This window comes from Streptomyces sp. NPDC001020, from assembly GCF_053599115.1.
Map to the genome: position 1 here is coordinate 1 of NZ_JBSFLQ010000012.1, position 18,217 is coordinate 18,217.

The 18,217-nt window shown below is 67.5% G+C and carries 18 protein-coding genes and 3 pseudogenes; 12 read left to right on the plus strand and 9 right to left on the minus strand.

Annotation, left to right across the window (positions count from 1 at the left end; all coding sequences use genetic code 11):
- Positions 1-531: pseudogene (locus ACWDEX_RS13690) on the minus strand (peptidase S8); the annotation flags it as partial.
- A gap of 521 nt (positions 532-1,052) precedes the next feature.
- Here ACWDEX_RS13690 and ACWDEX_RS13695 point away from each other — a divergent pair.
- The gene (locus ACWDEX_RS13695) at positions 1,053-1,718 is read left to right on the plus strand and encodes a nitroreductase (RefSeq protein ID WP_450463665.1); all 666 of its coding nucleotides are present in this window, start codon (positions 1,053-1,055) and stop codon (positions 1,716-1,718) included.
- A 609-nt stretch (positions 1,719-2,327) separates the two neighbouring features.
- On the opposite strand, the gene ACWDEX_RS13700 is transcribed toward ACWDEX_RS13695, so the two are convergent.
- Positions 2,328-3,533, minus strand: a complete 1,206-nt coding sequence (locus ACWDEX_RS13700) for a bifunctional class I SAM-dependent methyltransferase/NUDIX hydrolase (protein WP_450463477.1) — start codon at positions 3,531-3,533, stop codon at positions 2,328-2,330.
- 262 nt (positions 3,534-3,795) lie between these two features.
- Here ACWDEX_RS13700 and ACWDEX_RS13705 point away from each other — a divergent pair.
- Positions 3,796-4,374 (plus strand): annotated as a pseudogene (locus ACWDEX_RS13705) (SDR family NAD(P)-dependent oxidoreductase); the annotation flags it as partial.
- A 116-nt stretch (positions 4,375-4,490) separates the two neighbouring features.
- Here the strand turns inward: ACWDEX_RS13705 and ACWDEX_RS13710 are convergent.
- Both ACWDEX_RS13710 and ACWDEX_RS13715 read right to left on the minus strand, forming a co-directional pair.
- On the minus strand, positions 4,491-5,417 hold the full coding sequence (locus tag ACWDEX_RS13710; protein ID WP_450463479.1) for an NADP-dependent oxidoreductase: 927 nt from the start codon (positions 5,415-5,417) through the stop codon (positions 4,491-4,493).
- A 287-nt stretch (positions 5,418-5,704) separates the two neighbouring features.
- On the minus strand, positions 5,705-6,118 hold the full coding sequence (locus ACWDEX_RS13715) for a CBS domain-containing protein (RefSeq protein WP_450463480.1): 414 nt from the start codon (positions 6,116-6,118) through the stop codon (positions 5,705-5,707).
- 187 nt (positions 6,119-6,305) lie between these two features.
- Between ACWDEX_RS13715 and ACWDEX_RS13720 the strand changes: the two genes are divergently transcribed.
- Genes ACWDEX_RS13720 through ACWDEX_RS13730 form a run of 3 tightly spaced genes read left to right on the plus strand, consistent with a single transcriptional unit; the run spans position 6,306 to position 9,778 of the window.
- Positions 6,306-7,049, plus strand: coding sequence for an HAD family hydrolase (locus ACWDEX_RS13720; protein ID WP_450463481.1), 744 nt, complete (start codon positions 6,306-6,308; stop codon positions 7,047-7,049).
- Positions 7,046-9,442 carry a glycoside hydrolase family 65 protein gene (locus ACWDEX_RS13725; protein ID WP_450463483.1) on the plus strand — a complete coding sequence of 799 codons (2,397 nt, stop codon included), beginning with the start codon at positions 7,046-7,048 and terminating at the stop codon, positions 9,440-9,442. Before ACWDEX_RS13720 ends, ACWDEX_RS13725 begins: the two co-directional genes overlap by 4 nt.
- An 18-nt stretch (positions 9,443-9,460) precedes the next feature.
- On the plus strand, positions 9,461-9,778 hold the full coding sequence (locus tag ACWDEX_RS13730) for a hypothetical protein (RefSeq protein WP_450463484.1): 318 nt from the start codon (positions 9,461-9,463) through the stop codon (positions 9,776-9,778).
- Between the two features lie 108 nt (positions 9,779-9,886).
- Here the strand turns inward: ACWDEX_RS13730 and ACWDEX_RS13735 are convergent, their stop codons facing one another.
- Positions 9,887-10,243: a DUF488 domain-containing protein gene (locus tag ACWDEX_RS13735; protein ID WP_450463485.1), complete on the minus strand. Its 357-nt coding sequence runs from the start codon at positions 10,241-10,243 to the stop codon at positions 9,887-9,889.
- Between the two features lie 303 nt (positions 10,244-10,546).
- Between ACWDEX_RS13735 and ACWDEX_RS13740 the strand changes: the two are divergent.
- A pseudogene (locus ACWDEX_RS13740) lies at positions 10,547-10,756 on the plus strand (DUF2945 domain-containing protein).
- A gap of 58 nt (positions 10,757-10,814) precedes the next feature.
- On the opposite strand, the gene ACWDEX_RS13745 reads toward ACWDEX_RS13740, so the two are convergent.
- Positions 10,815-11,429: a DUF488 domain-containing protein gene (locus tag ACWDEX_RS13745; RefSeq protein WP_450463486.1), complete on the minus strand. Its 615-nt coding sequence runs from the start codon at positions 11,427-11,429 to the stop codon at positions 10,815-10,817.
- The gene (locus tag ACWDEX_RS13750) at positions 11,426-11,788 is read right to left on the minus strand and encodes a DUF488 family protein, N3 subclade (RefSeq protein WP_450463488.1); all 363 of its coding nucleotides are present in this window, start codon (positions 11,786-11,788) and stop codon (positions 11,426-11,428) included. Before ACWDEX_RS13750 ends, ACWDEX_RS13745 begins: the two co-directional genes overlap by 4 nt.
- Here ACWDEX_RS13750 and ACWDEX_RS13755 point away from each other — a divergent pair.
- The 6 genes from ACWDEX_RS13755 (at position 11,723) to ACWDEX_RS13780 (ending at position 16,555) form a co-directional block, all read left to right on the plus strand.
- Positions 11,723-12,496: a uracil-DNA glycosylase gene (locus ACWDEX_RS13755; protein WP_450463490.1), complete on the plus strand. Its 774-nt coding sequence runs from the start codon at positions 11,723-11,725 to the stop codon at positions 12,494-12,496. The two genes, ACWDEX_RS13750 and ACWDEX_RS13755, sit on opposite strands and share 66 nt — an antisense overlap.
- A gap of 993 nt (positions 12,497-13,489) precedes the next feature.
- Positions 13,490-13,744, plus strand: coding sequence for a hexameric tyrosine-coordinated heme protein (locus ACWDEX_RS13760; protein ID WP_450463492.1), 255 nt, complete (start codon positions 13,490-13,492; stop codon positions 13,742-13,744).
- A gap of 78 nt (positions 13,745-13,822) precedes the next feature.
- The gene (locus ACWDEX_RS13765) at positions 13,823-14,212 is read left to right on the plus strand and encodes a hypothetical protein (protein ID WP_450463666.1); all 390 of its coding nucleotides are present in this window, start codon (positions 13,823-13,825) and stop codon (positions 14,210-14,212) included.
- The gene (locus ACWDEX_RS13770; RefSeq protein ID WP_450463493.1) at positions 14,209-15,231 is read left to right on the plus strand and encodes a YihY/virulence factor BrkB family protein; all 1,023 of its coding nucleotides are present in this window, start codon (positions 14,209-14,211) and stop codon (positions 15,229-15,231) included. The genes ACWDEX_RS13765 and ACWDEX_RS13770 overlap by 4 nt, the downstream gene beginning before the upstream one ends.
- A gap of 261 nt (positions 15,232-15,492) precedes the next feature.
- Complete coding sequence (locus ACWDEX_RS13775) at positions 15,493-15,900, plus strand: MFS transporter (RefSeq protein WP_450463495.1); 408 nt, start codon at positions 15,493-15,495, stop codon at positions 15,898-15,900.
- A 127-nt stretch (positions 15,901-16,027) separates the two neighbouring features.
- Positions 16,028-16,555 carry a hypothetical protein gene (locus ACWDEX_RS13780; RefSeq protein WP_450463668.1) on the plus strand — a complete coding sequence of 176 codons (528 nt, stop codon included), beginning with the start codon at positions 16,028-16,030 and terminating at the stop codon, positions 16,553-16,555.
- Between the two features lie 332 nt (positions 16,556-16,887).
- On the opposite strand, the gene ACWDEX_RS13785 is transcribed toward ACWDEX_RS13780, so the two are convergent.
- Both ACWDEX_RS13785 and ACWDEX_RS13790 read right to left on the minus strand, forming a co-directional pair.
- A complete protein-coding gene (locus tag ACWDEX_RS13785) occupies positions 16,888-17,400 on the minus strand; it encodes a DUF3291 domain-containing protein (RefSeq protein ID WP_450463497.1) in 513 nt (170 codons plus the stop codon).
- A gap of 32 nt (positions 17,401-17,432) precedes the next feature.
- A complete protein-coding gene (locus ACWDEX_RS13790; RefSeq protein ID WP_450463499.1) occupies positions 17,433-18,113 on the minus strand; it encodes a helix-turn-helix transcriptional regulator in 681 nt (226 codons plus the stop codon).
- Positions 18,114-18,217 lie beyond the last annotated feature (104 nt).

The following is an 18,217-nucleotide window of genomic DNA, read 5'->3' on the forward strand; positions in this document are numbered from 1 at the left end:
GGCGACCGTGACGTCACGGCTGCCGAGCGTCTTCTCGTGCGCCTTGTCCGCCTTGATGGCGGGCAGGTCCCACTGCAACGACTCCAGCGGGTCCTGGCCGTCGGCCGCGGCCGCCTGGGCGCTCGCGACCTCCTCGGCGCTGAGCACCTTCGGCGCGCCGACATCGGTCGTCGACTGCGCGGAAAGGGGCGCGGTGCGGGTGGCACCGGCCGACTGCACGCCCGGGACCTTCCGGATGGTGCGGGCGAAGTCCGGGTTCGAGGAGTGGACGACGATCACGCCGATCTGGTCGTACGCGATCACGATGCTGCCGCCCGCGTCGGCGATGGCCTTCTTCACGGACGCCGACGGGCCCTGTCCGGTGGCAAGGTTGACGATGTAGCTGAGGGAGGTCGCGTCGGCCGTCGTGGCCGTCGGGGCAGCCTCGGCCGCCGACGCTGTGACGTTGGGTAAGACGGCGAGGGCGGTCGCCGTGACCATCCCCAGCGGAAGGGCGACGAGGCGACGGGAACGCGTGCGCAGCGCTGTCATAGAGGTCTCCAGTTGGTTCGCGGTACGGATGGTATGACGCGCGCCAGGGCTCAACGAGTTGATCGACGGGGTTACTTGACCGTCCGCAGGGCGTTGCCGGCAGAAGCCGTAGAGCCCGTTCACGCGCTTGTTGCCCGCGCAGGTCGCGTCCGCGACGCCGTCGCCGTTGTAGTCGTAGAGGTCCGTCGGCAGGTCGGGTTGTCCGTCTGGGCCTTAAGACGTCATCTCATTTGCATCGGTAGGTTGTTGGCCGTGGTGGGGTTGTCGTCGCTGCCCGGGCGGTTGGCCAGCAGCCCGACCCGCGGGAGGCCCGAACTCACCCCACTCAAGGAGTGTCACCAACTGCCCTTGTCGGCGCTGGCCGCCGAAGACGACGAACTCGCGCGGTTCTGCCATCAGTTGAGCTGGATCAGTCCCACCGATCCTGCGGGCGTCGTCCCTCCGCCCCGCCGATGAACCCTCTGGCGCGTGCTCAAAATGGTAGAGATGTGGTTGTCGTTGAGTGGGAGGACGAGAACCACGTGGATGTGTATGAAGCCGTGGACAGTCGCCGGGCCGTGCGGGCGTTCAGCGATGAGCCGGTACCCAAAGAGGTACTCGAACGAGTGCTGGCGGCAGCGACGCGGGCTCCGTCGAGCGGGAACCTCCAGCCATGGCATGTGTATGTCGTGACCGGCGAGCCATTGGCCGAACTGAAGAAGCGCGCGACGGCCAGGGCACTGGCGGGAGACCCGGGAGATGAGCGGGAGTACCCGATGTATCCGGCCGAACTGACCTCACCGTATCTGGGTCGCTTCTCCGCCGCTGCCGCCCAGCGGTACAAAGCGCTGGGGATCGAGCGCGACGACCCCGACAGGCCCACGAAGATCGCCGCCTTGAACTCAGGGGCGTTCGGGGCGCCGGTCGTGCTGTTCTGCTACCTCGACCGGACGATGGGGCCCGGACAGTGGGGGGATGCGGGGATGTACTTGCAGACGGTCATGCTGTTGCTGAGGGCGGAAGGGCTGCACAGCTGTCCCCAGGTGATGTGGACGATGTATCGCGAGACCGTCAGCCAGACAGTCGGAGCCGATGACGATCTCGTGCTGTTCTGCGGGGTTTCGGTGGGATTCGAGAAGGACGACGTGCCCCGGCTGCGTACCGGACGAGCGGACATGACGGAAACAGTGAGCTTCATCGGAATGTGACCGCCAAGCGGCCAAGTTCCGCAGGACAGCCCATGAGCCCCCTACGGAGGGACCCACGATTGATCTCGGGGCGTGCTGGTCTGCGGGTCCGGCTGAGCGGTGGATCAGCAGGCGCGAGCGTCTCGATGTTCCCGTTCTCACCGACCAAGGATCAACCACACGCTGGTCCAATCTGTCGGAGGTGTGACGCCACTCCTTGCCGGCAGTGCCTTCGACTCGCTCCGCCTCGACGCCGTGGCCGACCAGGAGGCGCTGCGCCAAGCCTACGGACTTCCCTAAGACTCGGCTGTGTGCAAGCTTCAGGTCGTCGTCGACGCCAACAGCTGCCTGGTCGTGGCCACGGCCTGCCACTTCCCGGCAGCCGCGACGACTGCCGCGCTGTCAGCTCGCGAGGCCCGGCATACGAGCGCGAGCGCCTGGAGCTGCGCCGGAGCCGTTCGGGTGCGCGGACTTCAGCAGCGCGGCCACGCCCTTGCACGCATCCGCCGCACCCGTCCCGGCTCGCCTGGGACGAGAAGTGGGGCGGCCCTGTCTCCGTCCACTCCGACGCATCCGTACTCGCCGTCCGTCTCCTGCCGGGTCAGCGACGGCCGCGCCACGCGTGGGCCGTCACGATTCCGTCCGCTGTGGTCGTCGCTGAAGGGATGCTGTACGAGAGTAGGGCGTGAAATGCGCGGGGGTGTGGTCGATGGGCAGGTCGGGGCGCCATGCGGTGAGGATCTGGGCGCTGCACACGAACAGGCCGTCGGGCAGCTGGTCGAGCGGGTACCACGCCCAGTCGCCGACCTTCTCGTCCGGTTGGGTGGCCGGCCGGCCCTGCCAGGAGTTGACCAGGGCGCCGACGGTGAGGCGGACGACGTCCTCGACGTGGTCGACGAGTGTGCCCAGGAGGGTGATGTCCTCGATCCGGGCGCGCAGGCCGGTCTCCTCGGCGAGTTCACGGATCACGGTCTGTTCGAGGGATTCGCCGGGCTCGACGGTTCCGCCTGGAAGTTCGAGGGTGCCGCGGTGATGGCGGCCGAGCAGTACGCCGCGATCGCTGAGGACGATGGAGCCGACGCCGATGGCTGCGTGCGGCGCGGGAGGGCGCGTGGTGCGGGGGCGGCTGGAGCGGCGTGCGGGCTGGTGGGGCAGGCGGCGGGCCCGGATCAGCTGCTGCACGACGGGCACGCTCTCGCCTGGATGATGCAGCAGGTCGATGGCCTCGACTCGGAAGCCGTGCTCGGTGAGCAGGTCCTCCCAGAGCTGCGGTGCCAGGACCCACATCCGGGTGGGCAAGGGTGGGTCGTCCCTGAGCCGGATCATCTGCTCGCGCGGCTCGACCACGGCAGACGGGCCGCGGCCGTGCAGGTCGGTGTGCAGGAGCGAGAGGATCAGCGGTGCACCGGGGCGCAGGCCCTCACGCAGGGCGGGCAGAGCACGGTAGGGGTCGATGAAGGCCAGGGTGCCGATGGCGTACGCGGCATCGAAAGGCTCGGCGCCGGCGAGGTGGTCGACCACGTCGCCCTGCACGAACTCCACGCGTGGAACGTCCCCGTGGGTGGAAGCAGCGCGCTCGTACTGAGTGGGCGACAGCTCGATCCCTGTCACGTGCGCGCCGTGGTCCCGGGCGAGGTGCACGGCGTGGTGGCCGGCCCCCGAACCGATGTCCAGAACCCGTCGGCCGGCGATGTCACCGAGGACCTCGGCCCCGGGGCCGACGCCCTCCCACAGAGCCCAGTTCAGCTGCTTGGGGACGGGCGGCATGTATGAGCGGGTCAGCTGGCGCTGTCCGTAGACGGTCCAGGCTTGTTTGTTGAGGTCCTCGACGGACATGGGAACTCCAGAATCGTGTGCGGGCGGCTTCAGGCGGAACCGGTGACGAGGTACTGCGGGCCGTGTCCGGTGCGGGACCTGCGACACATGATCTAAACCTTCCCCACCTTCTACCGAGCTGTGCAAGACGCCCTGGCCCGGCAAGACGGACGTCGTCGCCCACCAGCGGCCCTACTGATCCACCAGGAAGAGTTCAGCCCGACCTCGAACTCATGGCGGCCCCGGGAGTCGCTGATGAAGAGATACCCGCGGCGGCAGTGCCGACTTCACCGCTGCCGATCTGCGTGAGTCGCGGTCGGTGCGGCAGATGGCGCGGCGAGCCCTGGACCTGGGCGGCGGCCGGGTCGACAGCCTGGTGAACAACGCGGGCATCTATCCCTTCGCCCTCACCGAGAATGTATCGGAGAGCGAAATCGACACCGTCTACGCGTTGAATATGAAGGCGCCGTTTCACCTGGTGGCGGAACTCGCGCCGACGATGGCAGGGCGGGGCGGTGGTGCGATCGTCAATGTGAGCACCATCGTTGCCGCGTGTGGGGTCGCAGGCCTGGCGTTGTACGGGTCGAGCAAGGCTGCCGTGGAGCTGATGACCAAGGCGTGGGTCGCGGAGTACGACCCGCGCGGGGTACGGGTCAACGCCGTCCGTCCTGGGGCGGTGCGCACCGAGGGCACGGCGGGCATGGGGGAGTACCTCGACGCCTTGGCCGCCCAGGCCCCGGCCGGTCGACCGGCCGGGCCGGAGGAGATCGCCGAGGCAATCGCCTACCTGGCCAGCGACGCGGCGAGCTTCGTCCAAGGCGTTCTGATGCCTGTGGATGGTGGCCGAACAGCCGTCTGCTGACCCGTGTGCGGCTCGCATCCGGACACCGCATCAGTGCTCGGGGGCCCGGCCTCCAGACGTTCGACTTTCTCGGCTGCGACGTCGTCGCGGCGCGGGCGACGCTTCGCCGACTACCGTCAGTCTTCGGTGACTACTCGGATGACCGTCTTGCCGGGGGTGCGTTTGTCGGGGACGAACGCGGCGGGTGCTTCGGTGAGCGGCCGTACGACGCCGACGCTTGCCTTGAGCCGTCCGTCCCTCAGTCGTGTTGCGAGGTCGGTGAGCCGAGCGCGGTCTGGTTCGACGACGAAGAAGACGGCCCGCCCCTGCTGGGGCTGGATCCTGGGCGGCATGGCGATGGTGACGAGGGTGCCGCCGGCGCGTACCAGGGCGGCCGAGCGGTCGAGGACATCGCCGCCGATCACGTCGAACACGACGTCGACTTCGCCGACATGCTCCAGCTTCTCGGCCTCCAGGTCGAGGAACGCGTCCACGCCGAGCGCGAGCGCCCTGTCCCGGGCGGAGGCCCGACCGGTGCCGATGATTCGGGCACCGACCTCGCGGGCCAACTGCACCGCGATCGAGCCGACGCTCCCTGCGGCGCCGTGGATCAGCACGGTCTGCCCTGCGGTGAGGCGGCCGTGGTCGAACAAGCCCTGCCATGCGGTCAGCCCGGAGATCGGCACCGCGGCGGCCACCGTGTGGTCGATGTCCGCCGGCAGTGGAGCCAGGTTGCGGGCCTCTACCGCGGCGTACTCGGCGAGTGTGCCATTGCGGGTCCAGTCGGTCAGGCCGAACACCCGCTGGCCGACACTCAACCCGGTGGTGCCGTAGCCCAAGTCGGCGACGACTCCCGACAGCTCGTGCCCGGGCACGCTCGGCGTCCGGTCACGGCCTGCGCGGTCGGTCCACGTACCGGGCCATTCCAGCTCTCCAGGGGTGAAGCCCGCGGCGTGCACGCGCACGACGACGTCATTCTCGGCCGCGTAGGGATAGGGCATGTCGTCCGTCAGGGACAACCCCGCGATACCGGTGTCACGGTCTCGAACAGTGATGGCTTGCATGACAGTTGCCCTTACTCGTCCGTCCCGGTCAGCCATCTCACCAGGGAGACGAGGCGACCCCTTCGAAATGTGACACATCGATGTACTGGCCTGCCGGCCGACGATTCCGATCGCCGGTCCCGTCTGTCTGGCCAAGGTCCGCTGATGCATCGAGCACGAAGACCGCGGAGCCAAACACGGCCTCAGCCACAGGACGTTCGGAGGTACTGGGCAGGCACCGGCACTACCAGCCCCTCCCCAGCAGGCCACACATGACACCGAGATTGAGACGGGCCTACAGGGAGCTACTAGGCATAGACATGCCCGACGAACTCCGCGACCTGGTGGTCGGTGAGGTGATGGGCCAGGTCCGCCTCGCTGATCATGCCGACCAGTCTCTTGTTCTCGATCACTGGAAGTCGCCTGATCCGGTAGCCCTCCATCTGCTCCAGCACGTCGCTGATGTCGGCGTTCGCGTCGATCCAGCGTGGGGTCCCCTCGCACAGTTCGGCGCATGTGGTGTCGGCCGGGGCGCGGCCACTGGCCACGCACTTCACCACGATGTCGCGGTCGGTGATGATGCCGCACAGCCGCTCGTTCTGATCGCTGACCGGTAGAGCACCCACCTGGAAGTCCCGCATACGCTGAGCTGCCTGTTCGAGTGTTTCCTCCCGGTATATCCAGTGAGCCCCGGGATGCATGATGTCCTTGGCCGTGGTCATGACCGCCTCCTGACTGAGTGCGTTCCGTGACGAAGAAACCGCCACTCCCATGCTCACCTGGCGTATGCAGGTAGCGCCACTGCAACGAGCCGACGCCTTGTGCGGGCCTGCTCGGACCGCCAACCCGCCGGTCTCACTCTTTGCGAGCCGACGGGATAAAAGGCAGCAAAATGGGCAATCGGAAGGCATGCGGAAACTGGGTCTTCCAGATGCCGTACGTGCCTGTCTGTTCGACATGGATGGGGTGTTGACCAAGACTGCGGCAGTGCACGACGTGGCCTGGAAGCAAACCTTCGACGACTTCCTGCGACGCCGGGAGGGCCCCGATTTCCGGCCTTTCGATGCGGGCGCCGACTACGACGAGTACGTCGACGGTCGTCCGCGCGCCGATGGCGTACGGGCCTTCCTGGCCTCGCGCGGGATCGAACTGCCCGAGGGCTCGGACGACGACCCTCCGGAGCTCGACACGGTCCACGGTCTCGGCAACCGCAAGAACGCACTGCTGCTGGAGAAGATCCGTACCGAGGGGGTCGAGGCGTACCCGGGTTCCGTCCGCTACGTCGAGGCCGTGCGGGCGGCAGGGCTGTCCACCGCCGTGGTCTCCTCCAGCGCCAACGCCCAAGACGTCCTGACGTCGGCCGGGATTGAGGCGCTCTTCGACCTACGGATCGACGGTATCGTCGCCGCCGAGCGCAAACTGCCCGGCAAACCGCACCCGGACACCTACCTCGAAGCAGCACACGACCTGGGTGTCGAACCCAGTGCGGCCGCGGTCTTCGAGGATGCGCTGGCCGGAATGGACGCCGGACGGTCCGGCCACTTCGGATACGTCGTCGGAATCGATCGGGCAGGTCAGGCCGACGCGCTGCGCGAGCACGGCGCCGACACCGTGGTGGGTGATCTCGCCGAGCTGCTGGGGAACAGAATGTGATTACTCATTCCGATTACGTGGTCGAACCCTGGTGTGTGCGAGAGAGCGGGCTCGACTGGGACGTTCTGGCGCAGAGCGAATCGGTCTTCGCCCTGTCCAACGGTCACATCGGTTGGCGCGGCAACCTCGAGGAGGGCGAGCCGCACGGCTTGCCCGGCAGCTACCTCAACGGCCTGTACGAGCGGCATCCGCTGCCGTACGCGGAGGGGGGTTACGGCTTTCCGGAGTCCGGCCAGACGGTCATCAATGTCACCAACGGCAAGCTGATCCGTCTGCTCGTCGACGACGAGCCGTTCGACCTGCGCTACGGAGTGCTGCGTTCGCACGAGCGGGTGCTGGATCTGCGTAGCGGGTTGCTGCACCGGACCTGCGAGTGGACCTCACCGGCCGGCAAGACCGTACGGGTGCGCTCCGCTCGGCTGGTCTCCTTCACCCAGCGGGCCATCGCCGCGATCGCCTACGAGGTGGAACCGCTGGACGACGAGGTGCAACTCGTTATCCAGTCCGAACTCGTCGCCAACGAGGAACTGCCCACCCTGAGCGGTGATCCGCGGGTCGCCGACGCCCTGGAATCCCCGCTGCGGTCGGAGGAGCACAGCACTCATGACCGACGGTTGCGGTTGGTGCACTGCACCAGCTCCAGTGGCTTGCGGGTCGCCGCTGCCGCCGACCACATCGTGCAGGGCCCGCCGTCTACCCAGACAGCCGCCGAGAGTGCGGGTGACGTGGCCCGGCTCAACGTGATCACCGATCTCCAGCCCGGTCAGACGCTTCGTCTTGAGAAGTTCGTCTCCTACGGCTGGTCGGGCGCGCGCTCGCTGCCGGCCCTGCGGGACCAGGTGGAGGCCGCGCTTGCTGGCGCTCGCAGCAGCGGCTGGCAGGGGCTGGTCGACCAGCAGCGGGCGTTCCTGGACGACTTCTGGGAGCACGCCGATGTCGAGGTCGACGGTGACGCGGAGATCCAGCAGGCCGTCCGATTCGCTCTGTACCACGTGTTGCAGGCCGCCGCGAGGGCTGAGCAGCGGGCGATCCCGGCCAAGGGTCTGACCGGTTCCGGATACGACGGGCACGTCTTCTGGGACTCCGAGATCTTCGTCCTGCCGTTGCTCAGCTTCGTCTACCCGGGCTGCGTCGCCGATGCCCTGCGCTGGCGCCAGGACACCCTGCCCGCGGCCCGTATTCGTGCTCGTCAACTGGGTCTGAGCGGCGCGGCCTTCCCTTGGCGGACCATCGACGGGTCGGAGTGCTCCGGATACTGGCCCGCCGGCGCCGCCGCCTTTCATATCAACGCCGACATCGCCCATGCCGTGCTGCGCTACCTCTCCCTCACCGATGATGTGGAGTTCGAGCGCGAGACCGGCGTGGAACTGCTGGTGGAGACCGCCCGGTTGTGGCACTCGCTCGGCCATCACGACTCCAACGGCCGATTCCATATCGACGGGGTCACCGGGCCCGACGAGTACAGCGCGGTCGCCGACGACAACACCTACACCAACCTGATGGCCCAGGAGAACCTGCAGGCCGCCGCCGATGCTGCCGAGCGTCACCCCGAGCAGGCGGCCGCCCTCGACGTCGACGAGGCGGAGACCGCAGCCTGGCGGGACGCGGCCAAGGCGATGACGGTGCCCTACAACGTCGCACTGGGCATCCATGAGCAGTCAGCGGGGTTCACCAGCCATGAGGTGTGGGACTTCGCTGCCACCGGTCCCGACGACTATCCGCTGATGCTGCATTCCGCGTACTTCGACCTGTACCGCAAGCAGGTGATCAAGCAGGCGGACCTGGTGATGGCGATGTACCTGCGTGGCGACGCCTTCACCGAGGAGCAGAAGACACGCAACTTCGCCTACTACGAGCCGCTCACCGTCCGTGACTCGTCCCTGTCCGCCTGCGTCCAGGCGGTGATCGCCGCCGAGGTGGGACATCTACGCCTCGCCTACGACTACCTCGGGGAGGCGGCGCTGATGGATCTGGACGATCTGGAGAAGAACACCCGCGACGGCCTGCACATCGCCTCCCTGGCGGGCTCCTGGATCGCATTGGTCGCCGGTTTCGGCGGGCTGCGATGCCACGAGGGAACCCTGCATTTCGCTCCCAGACTGCCCGAGAACCTCAGCCGGCTGGCTTTTTCCGTCCATATGCGGCAGCGGTGTCTGCGAGTCGAGATCACCAGTTCTCAGGCCACGTACACCATGGTGGAGGGAGAGCCGCTGCAGATCAGTCACTGCGGGGAGTTGATGACCATATCCCGCGGCGCCTCACAGTCACGGCCCGTCAAACACCTGGCCGCCCTGCCGGAGCCCTCCCAACCCCCTGGACGTCGCCCGGGACGCCCCTCGCCTGTCCGACCTGACGGTGACCTGCCCCGTCGCCCAGCCGACGCGAAGGGCTGAGCGACGTGGGACCGACAGATGTCAATCACCCCCCTCCGGCAACAGCCATCCTGGAAGGCGCTCGAACAGCATCACTCGGAGATGGGAACGATCCATCTGCGTGAGTTGTTCGCCCAGGACCCGGGCCGCGGTGAGCGCATGTGCGCGGAAGCGTCGGGGCTGTACCTGGACTACTCCAAGAACAGGGTGACCGACGAGACGGTGCGTTTGCTCTGTGATTTCGCCCGTGAATGCGGACTTGAAGAGCGCAGGGAGATCATCCTTGACCGCGGCGTCCGCCGTCACACGGACGCCGTTATCTGCCGCTTGCGCTACCGCGTCGATGCTTCCCGGTAGTCGATACCGACCGACAGCCACCGCCGGCAGGATTGGCTACAGCAGCACGGCTGGCGTCAGGCGCGCCCGGTTTCTGGCTTGCTCGGCCCCTGCCGCGGTCCGCGCGTCCTACTCCGAACGTATTAGCTCTACGAGAACCTCTGCCTCGCTGTGCTCCAGATCCTTCGTCGCGGTCAGCAGCGTCACGGGCTCGGTCCGGGCCTCCTCACACAGGTGACGCAAGGCCTCGGCCCGGTCCGGTTCCGTCAGCTCGGTTTCGTAGCGGCGCTTGAATTCGGCGAACTTGGAAGGCTGATGGCCATACCAACGGCGCAGCTCATTGGATGGCGCCACCGCCTTGAGCCACTCGTCCAGATGGGCCCTTTCCTTGGACAGGCCACGAGGCCACAGCCGGTCCACCAGCACCCGCCTGCCGTCGGACGGTCCGGCCTGCTCATAAACGCGGCGCGCGCGCACCTCCCGCATGACACGGTCACCTCTTCTCGAGTCCCCGACGACCGCTCCGCCCGCGCCTTGGCCCGCCAGGTGACGCGGTCCTAGTGCGTGATTACCTCCAGTATTACCTCCGGCCGATCGTTTTGCTCGTCATGGGAGGGGGACGCCCGGGGGACGGTGTGGAAGCCGTTAAGGATGAGTCCCGCCTGTGCGGACTACTGGCGATCGAAGATCTACGCTGGAAGGTAAGGATCGACGATGGCCGAGGCTACGTACGATCCGGCACTTCCCTGATCAAGTTCCTGGTCGGGCCGTGTCCTGAAAGGAACCGGAATGGTGAAGCAATTCGCTGTTGGAGACCATGTCAGATGGAACTCCGAAGCCGGATAAGTCGAAGGTGTTGTCATTAAGAAGCACACACGCGACGTTGATTACAAAGGTCATGTGCATCACCGCTCTGAAAGTGATCCACAATACGAGATCAAGAGCGACAAAACGGATCACATCGCTATGCATAAGGGAGGAGTCCTGACGAAAGTTTAGCCAGGTGAATGCATCTGTGCGGTGAGGCACTTGTGCAGGCCTCAGCTTCCGTTGCGGTCTACGGATCACCACGCTCGTCCCGTCTGGCATTCCGTTCATGAGCTCCATCACTGGTGGATGACACGCGGTCATAAACGAGCAGCCCGTCGGCGCGCAACCGGGCGCCCGCCGTCGGTCGGTGCTCGGTGAGTCGGCCGTCGTGGGCCAGGTGCAACACGCGGGCATGGCGCGCGAGGACGGCGAAGTCGGCGATGATCCGCCGGTGGCAACGCCACCATACGGACTCACCGCACATCACGGCTGTACGGACGTCTGCCGCCTGCTGCAGCAACTCGTCCATGGCAGCCACGAAGTCCGGGTTGCGGGTGTAACCGGCGTACCCCCGGAAGGAGGCGTTCTCCCAGAAGATGTCGGGGGAGTCCGGGGCCACTTTTCGCCAGCCCCCCAGCCGCTGCTCCCACCGGTAACCGATCCCTTCATCCGGCAGCCACCGTCTGAGCGCTTCCCGGCCCACATCGGGGTTGCGACGGCTGCCGGGCGCGGTCCGCACGTCGACGACGGCCCGTACGTCAGCACCGTGCAGAAGCACGGCCAACTGCTCACGTTCCGCAGTGCCATGCCCGAACGTCAGCAAAGTCACGAGGGCCGTCTCTGCTGATTTAGGGCGCATCATGGCTGGGCCTGCGTCCCAGGGGGCGTCCTCCTTTGGCACGCCCGCGGCCAGATGCGGTCGACGAGCGTCAGCTTGCCGTCCTGCGGGGAGGTCTCTTCGTAGACTCGCTGGCAGGTGATCTGCTTGGCCATGACGGAACCTCCGGACCCATCGGTCAGCCCGACCAGGGCGCCAGTCGATGGCTGGCGCTGCAACGACACCGATGGCATGCCCAATTTGGACATTTTAGCTATTTCGGCGGGATAGCTGGTGTGAGCAGGCGTGGTGCCTGACCGTCGGGAGAGGAACACGGCATGCGCAGCAGCAGACGCCGGGAGGAACAACAGGAATTTCCCCTGGTGACGGCCCCTCGGGCCCATACAGTGCGGGATCTGGACTCGGTGGTTGCGACCTGCCGGGCCTGCCCGCGACTGGTGGCCTGGCGGGAGGAGGTCGCCAGGGTCAAGCGCAGGGCCTTCATGGGCTGGGACTACTGGGCGCGTCCGGTGCCCGGCTTCGGACCCCCGGACGCACCACTTGTGATCATCGGGCTGGCACCGGCCGCGCACGGTGGCAACCGCACCGGGCGCATCTTCACCGGTGACCCGTCCGGCGACGCTCTTTACGCCGCCCTGTACGACATCGGGCTGGCCTCCCAGCCGACCGCCACCCACCGCGACGACGGAATGGAACTGTACGGGGTACGGATCACCGCTCCGGTGCACTGCGCTCCTCCGGACAACCGGCCCACCACCATTGAACGCGATACCTGCCGCCCCTGGCTCGTCCACGAGTTGGAACTGCTGCGCCCGACCCTGCGGACGTTCGTGGCCCTCGGCGCGTTCGCATGGCAGGCACTGCTGCCCGTGCTGGCCAGCGCCGGATGGCGGCTGCCCCGACCGCGCCCGGTCTTCGGGCACGGCGCCGAAGCGCTGGTCGTCGACCCACTGGGCGAGCGGGAGGTGTGCCTGATCGGCGCCTACCACCCCAGCCAGCGCAACATGTCCACCCGCACCCTCACCCCCGCCATGCTCCGCGAAGCGTTGCTTCGGGCCGCAGCGATTGCCGGGCTGCCCACCTGTAGCTGAGCGCGGCGTGTGAGGCGCCTGAGCGCAGCCGTTGACCGGCTACATGCTGAGCAACGGAGTCGGGCCAAGCGTACGATGCGTGTACGGTCAGTGTGTCGGTGCAGACACGGCTGGGGCCACTGATGGCAACCGCTTGCAGCGACGCACAATACCGCTGTGCTCGCAGGCGGAGCGCCGGTGGCGCCGCCGCTTCGCGGAGGACGTCGAATAGGGCTTCTCGACAACTGGCTTCTCGATGACCGAGAACGGTGCCGCCGCTACAGAGCACGGCGAGGTTCACCAATGCGTATGCGTTCCTCGCGTGACGCCGTGCGCTGCGTCACATCACTACGCCAGACAGGCGGCTTACCCGCGACAGCCACGCCCTCGTCGCGAGGGTCAGAGCGAGCGCGTCTGTTAAAACAGCGATCTGCTGGAGGTGTATCGCTGTGACATGTGTGGATCGTCGAGACATCGGGCTGTTCCTTCTTCGTCTCGGGGTGGGCGGGCCGATGTTTGCCCATGGAACACAGAAACTCTTCGGCTGATTCGGGGGTTCCGGCATCAAGGGCACGGCGGAGTTCATGGAGGAGCAGGGCTACAAGCCCGGGAAGTTGAGCGCTATCGCCGCCGGGGTCTCTGAAGCGGGCGGCGGGACCCCGCTACGAACTGAACACCATCTACGGCATTGCCGCTGCCGGTATCGCTTTGACCGGACCGGGACGTCTCTCCGCGGACCACGCGTGCGGGTATCGCCTGGACCGCCCCTGGATGCCCCCTGCGGCGCTTGCCGCCGCCGGGGCTCTCGCGGCTCTTGTGGTGGGGGCACGGCAGGCACGGCTGCGTGAATCCCGGAACGCATCCGAGTAGAAGGCGCCATCTGGATAGCCGAACTGCCCGTCCCGGCCATGTGCGCGCCGCGGCGTGCGCGTGCGCAGCAATCGGATCACGCTCACGGCTCAGCGCCGTGTGTCACGGGCACGCGGGAGTAGAGGTCCAGGCGAAACTGCGTTCATGAGCCGCGTAACCGACGAGGACCTGGCCCTCATCCCCGGGAACTCCCTGATCACCAAGTCCTCGGAGGAAGGCCGCGCTCTGGCCCTCACCTTGGCTCGGCACACCATTCACAACATCCAGCCCGACTTGGATGTCCTCAAGGGCGGGCGGCCCAACTACGCCACTACCCCGGACAGTCTCCTCCACGCGGCGCAGGTTGTGGCTCTCGAATTCCGGACCATTGCCGCAGCCAACAACTATTGGCGTGGCTGACTGTCGCCGCAGGGCGCGAAGGCGCAGGAGCCGACCCGCGGTGCGTTTTCCCAGTACGTGTGGCGAGACCCGATGAAGATGTGGAAGAGGAAGAACGGAAGGACCGAGGGGATCCGGCTGGAGCTGTGCGACCTGTGTGGTGCCACCTTCGCCGAGAGCGAGGCGATGCGTGGATACGTGCCCGACTCGTCCTCCGTGAACTCCGACAGCGACTGGTTCGACGGCCTCCGGCTCATCACGGCGTGCAGCGAGCCGCACTTCGCGGTCGTGCAGGAGATCTACCGGCACCGCCCGTTCACGTACGAGGAACTGTGGGTGGCGAAGATCACCCGGGCCCTGACCACCGGCCCGCCCGTCCTCACCATTGAGGAACTGGGATGTCGGACCGGACTGCACGAACCGGAGATCAGACGCGCCATCGCCTGGCACAACGTACGCCCCGGGCCTCGGGGTAGGCGCGAACCATGAGACTCCACGAGCGTCTGGACCGCTATCAGAGAAGTCACCGCTGGGTGGGGCTGCCGCTCGCCGTGCTGTACAAGTTCTATGACGACCAAGCGCTGTACCTCGCCGCCCTCCTCACCTACTACGGCTTCCTCTCCCTCTTCCCGCTCCTTCTTATCCTCGTCGCCGTCCTGAGTACCTTCCTCAGTGATGACCCGGTCCTCCGGCAGCGGGTCCTCGACTCGGCCCTGAGCGATTTCCCCGTCATCGGTGACCAGCTCGTCCGCAACATCCACTCCTTCCACGGCAGCGGAGTCGCACTCGCGGTGGGCATCGCGGGCAGCCTCTACGGCTCTCTGGGCGTGGCCCAAGCAGCGCAGTATGTCCTCAACAAGATCTGGGCAGTGCCCCGGCACGCCCGGCCGGACCCGCTCCGCTCACGGCTCAAGGGACTGCTGTTCCTGCTGATCCTCGCACTCGGACTGTGCGCGTTCACTCTGCTCCCCGTGGCAGCCTCGCAGACGTTCCTGTTCGGCGCACGGCTGCGGGGCGGGGCCTGGTTCGCCGCTACGGTGGCCTCTGTGTTCTTCAACATGTTTCTAATCCTCGGTAGTTACCGCTTGCTGACGCAGCGGACGCTGCCGCTGCGCGGGCTCGTCGTGGTCGCGCTCGGCGCTGCCTGCGCGTGGCAGGGGCTGCAGTGGGCGGGAACCTATTACGTCAGCCATGTCCTGCGCGGCGCCACAGCCACCTACGGCATGTTCGGCGTCGTCCTGGGGCTGCTCGCCTGGCTGTATGTGGGGGCACTCATCTTCATCGCGGCGGCGGAGGTCGGAGCCGTCCGGCTGCTGCGGCTGTGGCCGCGGAGCCTGCTGACGCCGTTCACGGACCGGGTCGACCTCAGCGTTGGTGACCGTCGTGCCTACCGGTCCTACGCTGTTACCGAGGCGTTCAAAGGCTTTCAGAAGATCCGGGTGGACTTCGGGCCGCCGCCGAAGCCTCGGCGCGAGCAACCCCCTGACGACGACACCTCAGGTCAGTGAGCCTGCTTACCGGACCCCGGCTCAACTCACGGATGGCTTCCCGCTCTGAGAACCAGGGCGACACGCATCGCTTCCCGCCGTCCTGCCATGACCGCAGCCTAGTGCGGCGCTCCGGAAAGGCGGCACCATCCTTGTTAAAACGACTCCTTCCCTTGGCGCTGGCGACGTTCGCCGTCGGCACCGACAGCTACGTCATCGCGGGCCTGCTCCCCGCCATCGCCGCCGACCTGGGTATCCACACCGGCAGCCGGTCAGTTGGTGATGGTCTTCGCCCTGATGACGGCGTTGTCCGCGCCAGTGATGGGGGCCCTCACCAGTGGCCTGGATCGGCGGTCGGCGCTACTGATTGCATTGGGCGTGTTCGTGATCGGCAACGCCGTCACCGCGTTGGGCACCAGTTACGAGGTGGTGATGGCCGCCCGCATCGCTACTGCCGTGGGAGCGGGCACCATCAACTCCGCCGCCTCCAGCACGGCGGCGGCCATCGCTCCGCCGGAACGCCGTGGCCGGGCGCTGGCCTTCGTGTTGGGTGGCCTGACCTTGGCGACCGCGCTGGGGCTGCCGCTCGGCACGCTGATCGGTCGCGCCGACTGGCACGTCACCCTGTGGGCCGTCGCCGGGGTCGGTCTGCTGGCGGCGTCGGAATCGCCGTCGGCCTTCCCCGGGTGACGCTCCCCGCCGCCTCGCTATCTGACCGCCTGCGTCCGCTCAAGCAGGGCCGCGTACTTGCACTTCTACGGTAACTTCACTGGCCTTTCTGGGTGCCTACACCCTTTACACCTACATCGCCCCGGCCCTGCGGGGCGCCACGGACGGCAACGAGTCGCTACTGATCCTGATCCTGCTGGCCTGGGCCATCGGCATCCTTGCCGGGAACATTACCGCCGGACGCCTGGTCGACGGTCACGACTCCGCCCGCGTCCTCACCGGTTCCCTCGCCCTTGCCGCGCTCGCTCTGGCGCTGACCCCGCTGGCGACCCGTGCCCTCGTGTCCACCCTGGTCTGGGCGGCGGTTTGGGGCGTGAGTGTCGGCGTCATCGTCGTCCCGCAGCAGCACCGGCTCATCGCCCTCAGCCCCGCCGCCGCGCCTGTCCTCCTCGGTCTCAACTCCTCCGCGCTCTACGTCGGGATGGCCCTCGGCGGCGGTTTCGGCGGGCTGGCACAAGAGTGGTTCGGGTTGGCTCCGGCCAGACTGGGACTGGTGGCTGCCGGCGTCACCGTCCTGACCCTCCTCTGGCACCTGGGAACCGCGCGTCGCCCAGCCACGCCCGCCCCTGTGGCGTCAGCGCCGGGCTCGGTCAACCCTGAGAAGTCCAAGGCGTGACTGGTCCTCCTCGTGGTGTGCCTCCGGGACCAGTGCTGGCTCGGGGGTACGCGGTTCGACGCCGGCAGCCTCTACGTGCGCGAGCACATCTGCTCGGTCGCGCGGACGTCACCTGTCGGCCGGGGATTCACTGGGGTTTTCTCAGTGGAGTCATCTTCGTGGTTCGGTGCTGTTCGGGTCGATCGGTACGCAACGGAACAAGGTCGCATCGGCGCGATCAGACGTGAACCTGGCGGGACTTATGTCTTCCCACGCGTAGCTGATCACGTCTGGTCGCGCAGCGTGTTGAGCTGCTCTGCCATCCGGCCCGAGTAATCGTCAAGACCTGTGGATCAGCTGATTGCTTCAGGCTGCGTTGGCGGCACGGTCTGAAGGTGCTGGGCGGCCTCGGCTGCGGTGAAGGAGGAGGCGAAGGTGAACGCGCGCGGGGACGGCCCGTGCGCCCGCAGGTCCGCCAGCCGCTCCAGGGCCTCGCTGACGGTCGGGAGGTGACCGGCGGGGATCCACCAGAGCACCAGGTGCGCCTCGACGTGCCGCTCGAACCATTCGCGGCGCCGCCGCATCACCTCCAGGTGTCCGCTGCGGTAGGCGAAGTCCCACAGGGCCTCCTGGGTCTCCCACACCGACAGGTTGACGATGACGTCCTCGCCCGCCGGGCGCAGGCCGGTGGCGTCGGCCGCCCCCTCCTCCACGAGCCGCCACACGAAGCCGGGCGCGCCGTCGGCGGCGGCGTTGACCGGGTCGAGCATCTCGACGAACGGCGCTATGCGCGGGTCGTCGAGGGGATGGCGGAGCGTGGCGACGTTGAGCTCGGCTAGGTGGGCGGCATGCGCGGATTCGGTCATGGCCTCATCCCAGCACGGCCCGCTTTTCTATGTCAATCATGATTGTTTTTAGAAATCTCGACCACTACGCAACACTCCCCCGCTCGGGCGTCCATGCGGGCGCGGACGGGACCGTCCGTGCCGAGCAGCCCCTCCAACAGCGCGAGATTCATGCCGCAGACGAGCGGCGGGAAGCGTTCGGCGACGGCATGGAAGGGGCAGTTGCGCATACGGACGACGCCCGTGGCCGCCCCGGTCGTACCCTCGGCGTCTTCCAGGTGTGGTTCGTAGCCGCGGGCGGCCAGCATCTCCATGGCCTCTTCGAGGCCGCCGCAGGGTGCCGCCGAGCCGCGCAGGGCCTCGCCCCGGCGGCGCGCGGCCGCGCACAGCCCGGCGTCAAGACCGGCCTGCTCGGCGGCCTCGGCGAGCAGCTCGGCGGCGGTGCGGTAGTCGCGGGCGGGCAGAGACACCGCCCGCTCAGCCCGCGCCCGCGTGTACACCTTGGCGGGACGGCCCGCCCCCGGCCCCGAGCGGCCCGTCAGGCGGCGGCTGCCGCTCTCCAGCAACCCGGCCTCGGCCAGCCTGTCCAGATGATGGGCAGCGAGTGTGCGCGCCACCCCGGCCGCCTCGGCGGCCTCGTTGCGGCCGACCTCGCGGCCCTGCGCCGCCACGTACTCGTACAAGCGGCGCCGCACCGGATCCCGCAACACCGCGATCGCGTCGATGTCCTTCACCCGGCCATTCTAGGAACAACACAGGTTGGAGATAGAACGGCGGGACCCGGCCCCGGCCAGCGTGCCCGACTCCATCACGCACTGGCTCAGGCAGAACAAAGTGG

Bases quoted from the DNA above. Each gene is read 5' to 3' on its own strand.
- ACWDEX_RS13700 (WP_450463477.1), bottom strand. From the start codon at position 3,533: ATGTCCGTCGAGGACCTCAACAAACAAGCCTGGACCGTCTACGGACAG.
- ACWDEX_RS13710 (WP_450463479.1), bottom strand. From the start codon at position 5,417: ATGCAAGCCATCACTGTTCGAGACCGTGACACCGGTATCGCGGGGTTG.
- ACWDEX_RS13715 (WP_450463480.1), bottom strand. From the start codon at position 6,118: ATGACCACGGCCAAGGACATCATGCATCCCGGGGCTCACTGGATATAC.
- ACWDEX_RS13720 (WP_450463481.1), top strand. From the start codon at position 6,306: ATGCGGAAACTGGGTCTTCCAGATGCCGTACGTGCCTGTCTGTTCGAC.
- ACWDEX_RS13730 (WP_450463484.1), top strand. From the start codon at position 9,461: ATGTCAATCACCCCCCTCCGGCAACAGCCATCCTGGAAGGCGCTCGAA.
- ACWDEX_RS13735 (WP_450463485.1), bottom strand. From the start codon at position 10,243: ATGCGGGAGGTGCGCGCGCGCCGCGTTTATGAGCAGGCCGGACCGTCC.
- ACWDEX_RS13745 (WP_450463486.1), bottom strand. From the start codon at position 11,429: ATGATGCGCCCTAAATCAGCAGAGACGGCCCTCGTGACTTTGCTGACG.
- ACWDEX_RS13755 (WP_450463490.1), top strand. From the start codon at position 11,723: ATGCGCAGCAGCAGACGCCGGGAGGAACAACAGGAATTTCCCCTGGTG.
- ACWDEX_RS13750 (WP_450463488.1), bottom strand. From the start codon at position 11,788: ATGGGCCCGAGGGGCCGTCACCAGGGGAAATTCCTGTTGTTCCTCCCG.
- ACWDEX_RS13760 (WP_450463492.1), top strand. From the start codon at position 13,490: ATGAGCCGCGTAACCGACGAGGACCTGGCCCTCATCCCCGGGAACTCC.
- ACWDEX_RS13765 (WP_450463666.1), top strand. From the start codon at position 13,823: ATGTGGAAGAGGAAGAACGGAAGGACCGAGGGGATCCGGCTGGAGCTG.
- ACWDEX_RS13770 (WP_450463493.1), top strand. From the start codon at position 14,209: ATGAGACTCCACGAGCGTCTGGACCGCTATCAGAGAAGTCACCGCTGG.
- ACWDEX_RS13775 (WP_450463495.1), top strand. From the start codon at position 15,493: ATGGTCTTCGCCCTGATGACGGCGTTGTCCGCGCCAGTGATGGGGGCC.
- ACWDEX_RS13785 (WP_450463497.1), bottom strand. From the start codon at position 17,400: ATGACCGAATCCGCGCATGCCGCCCACCTAGCCGAGCTCAACGTCGCC.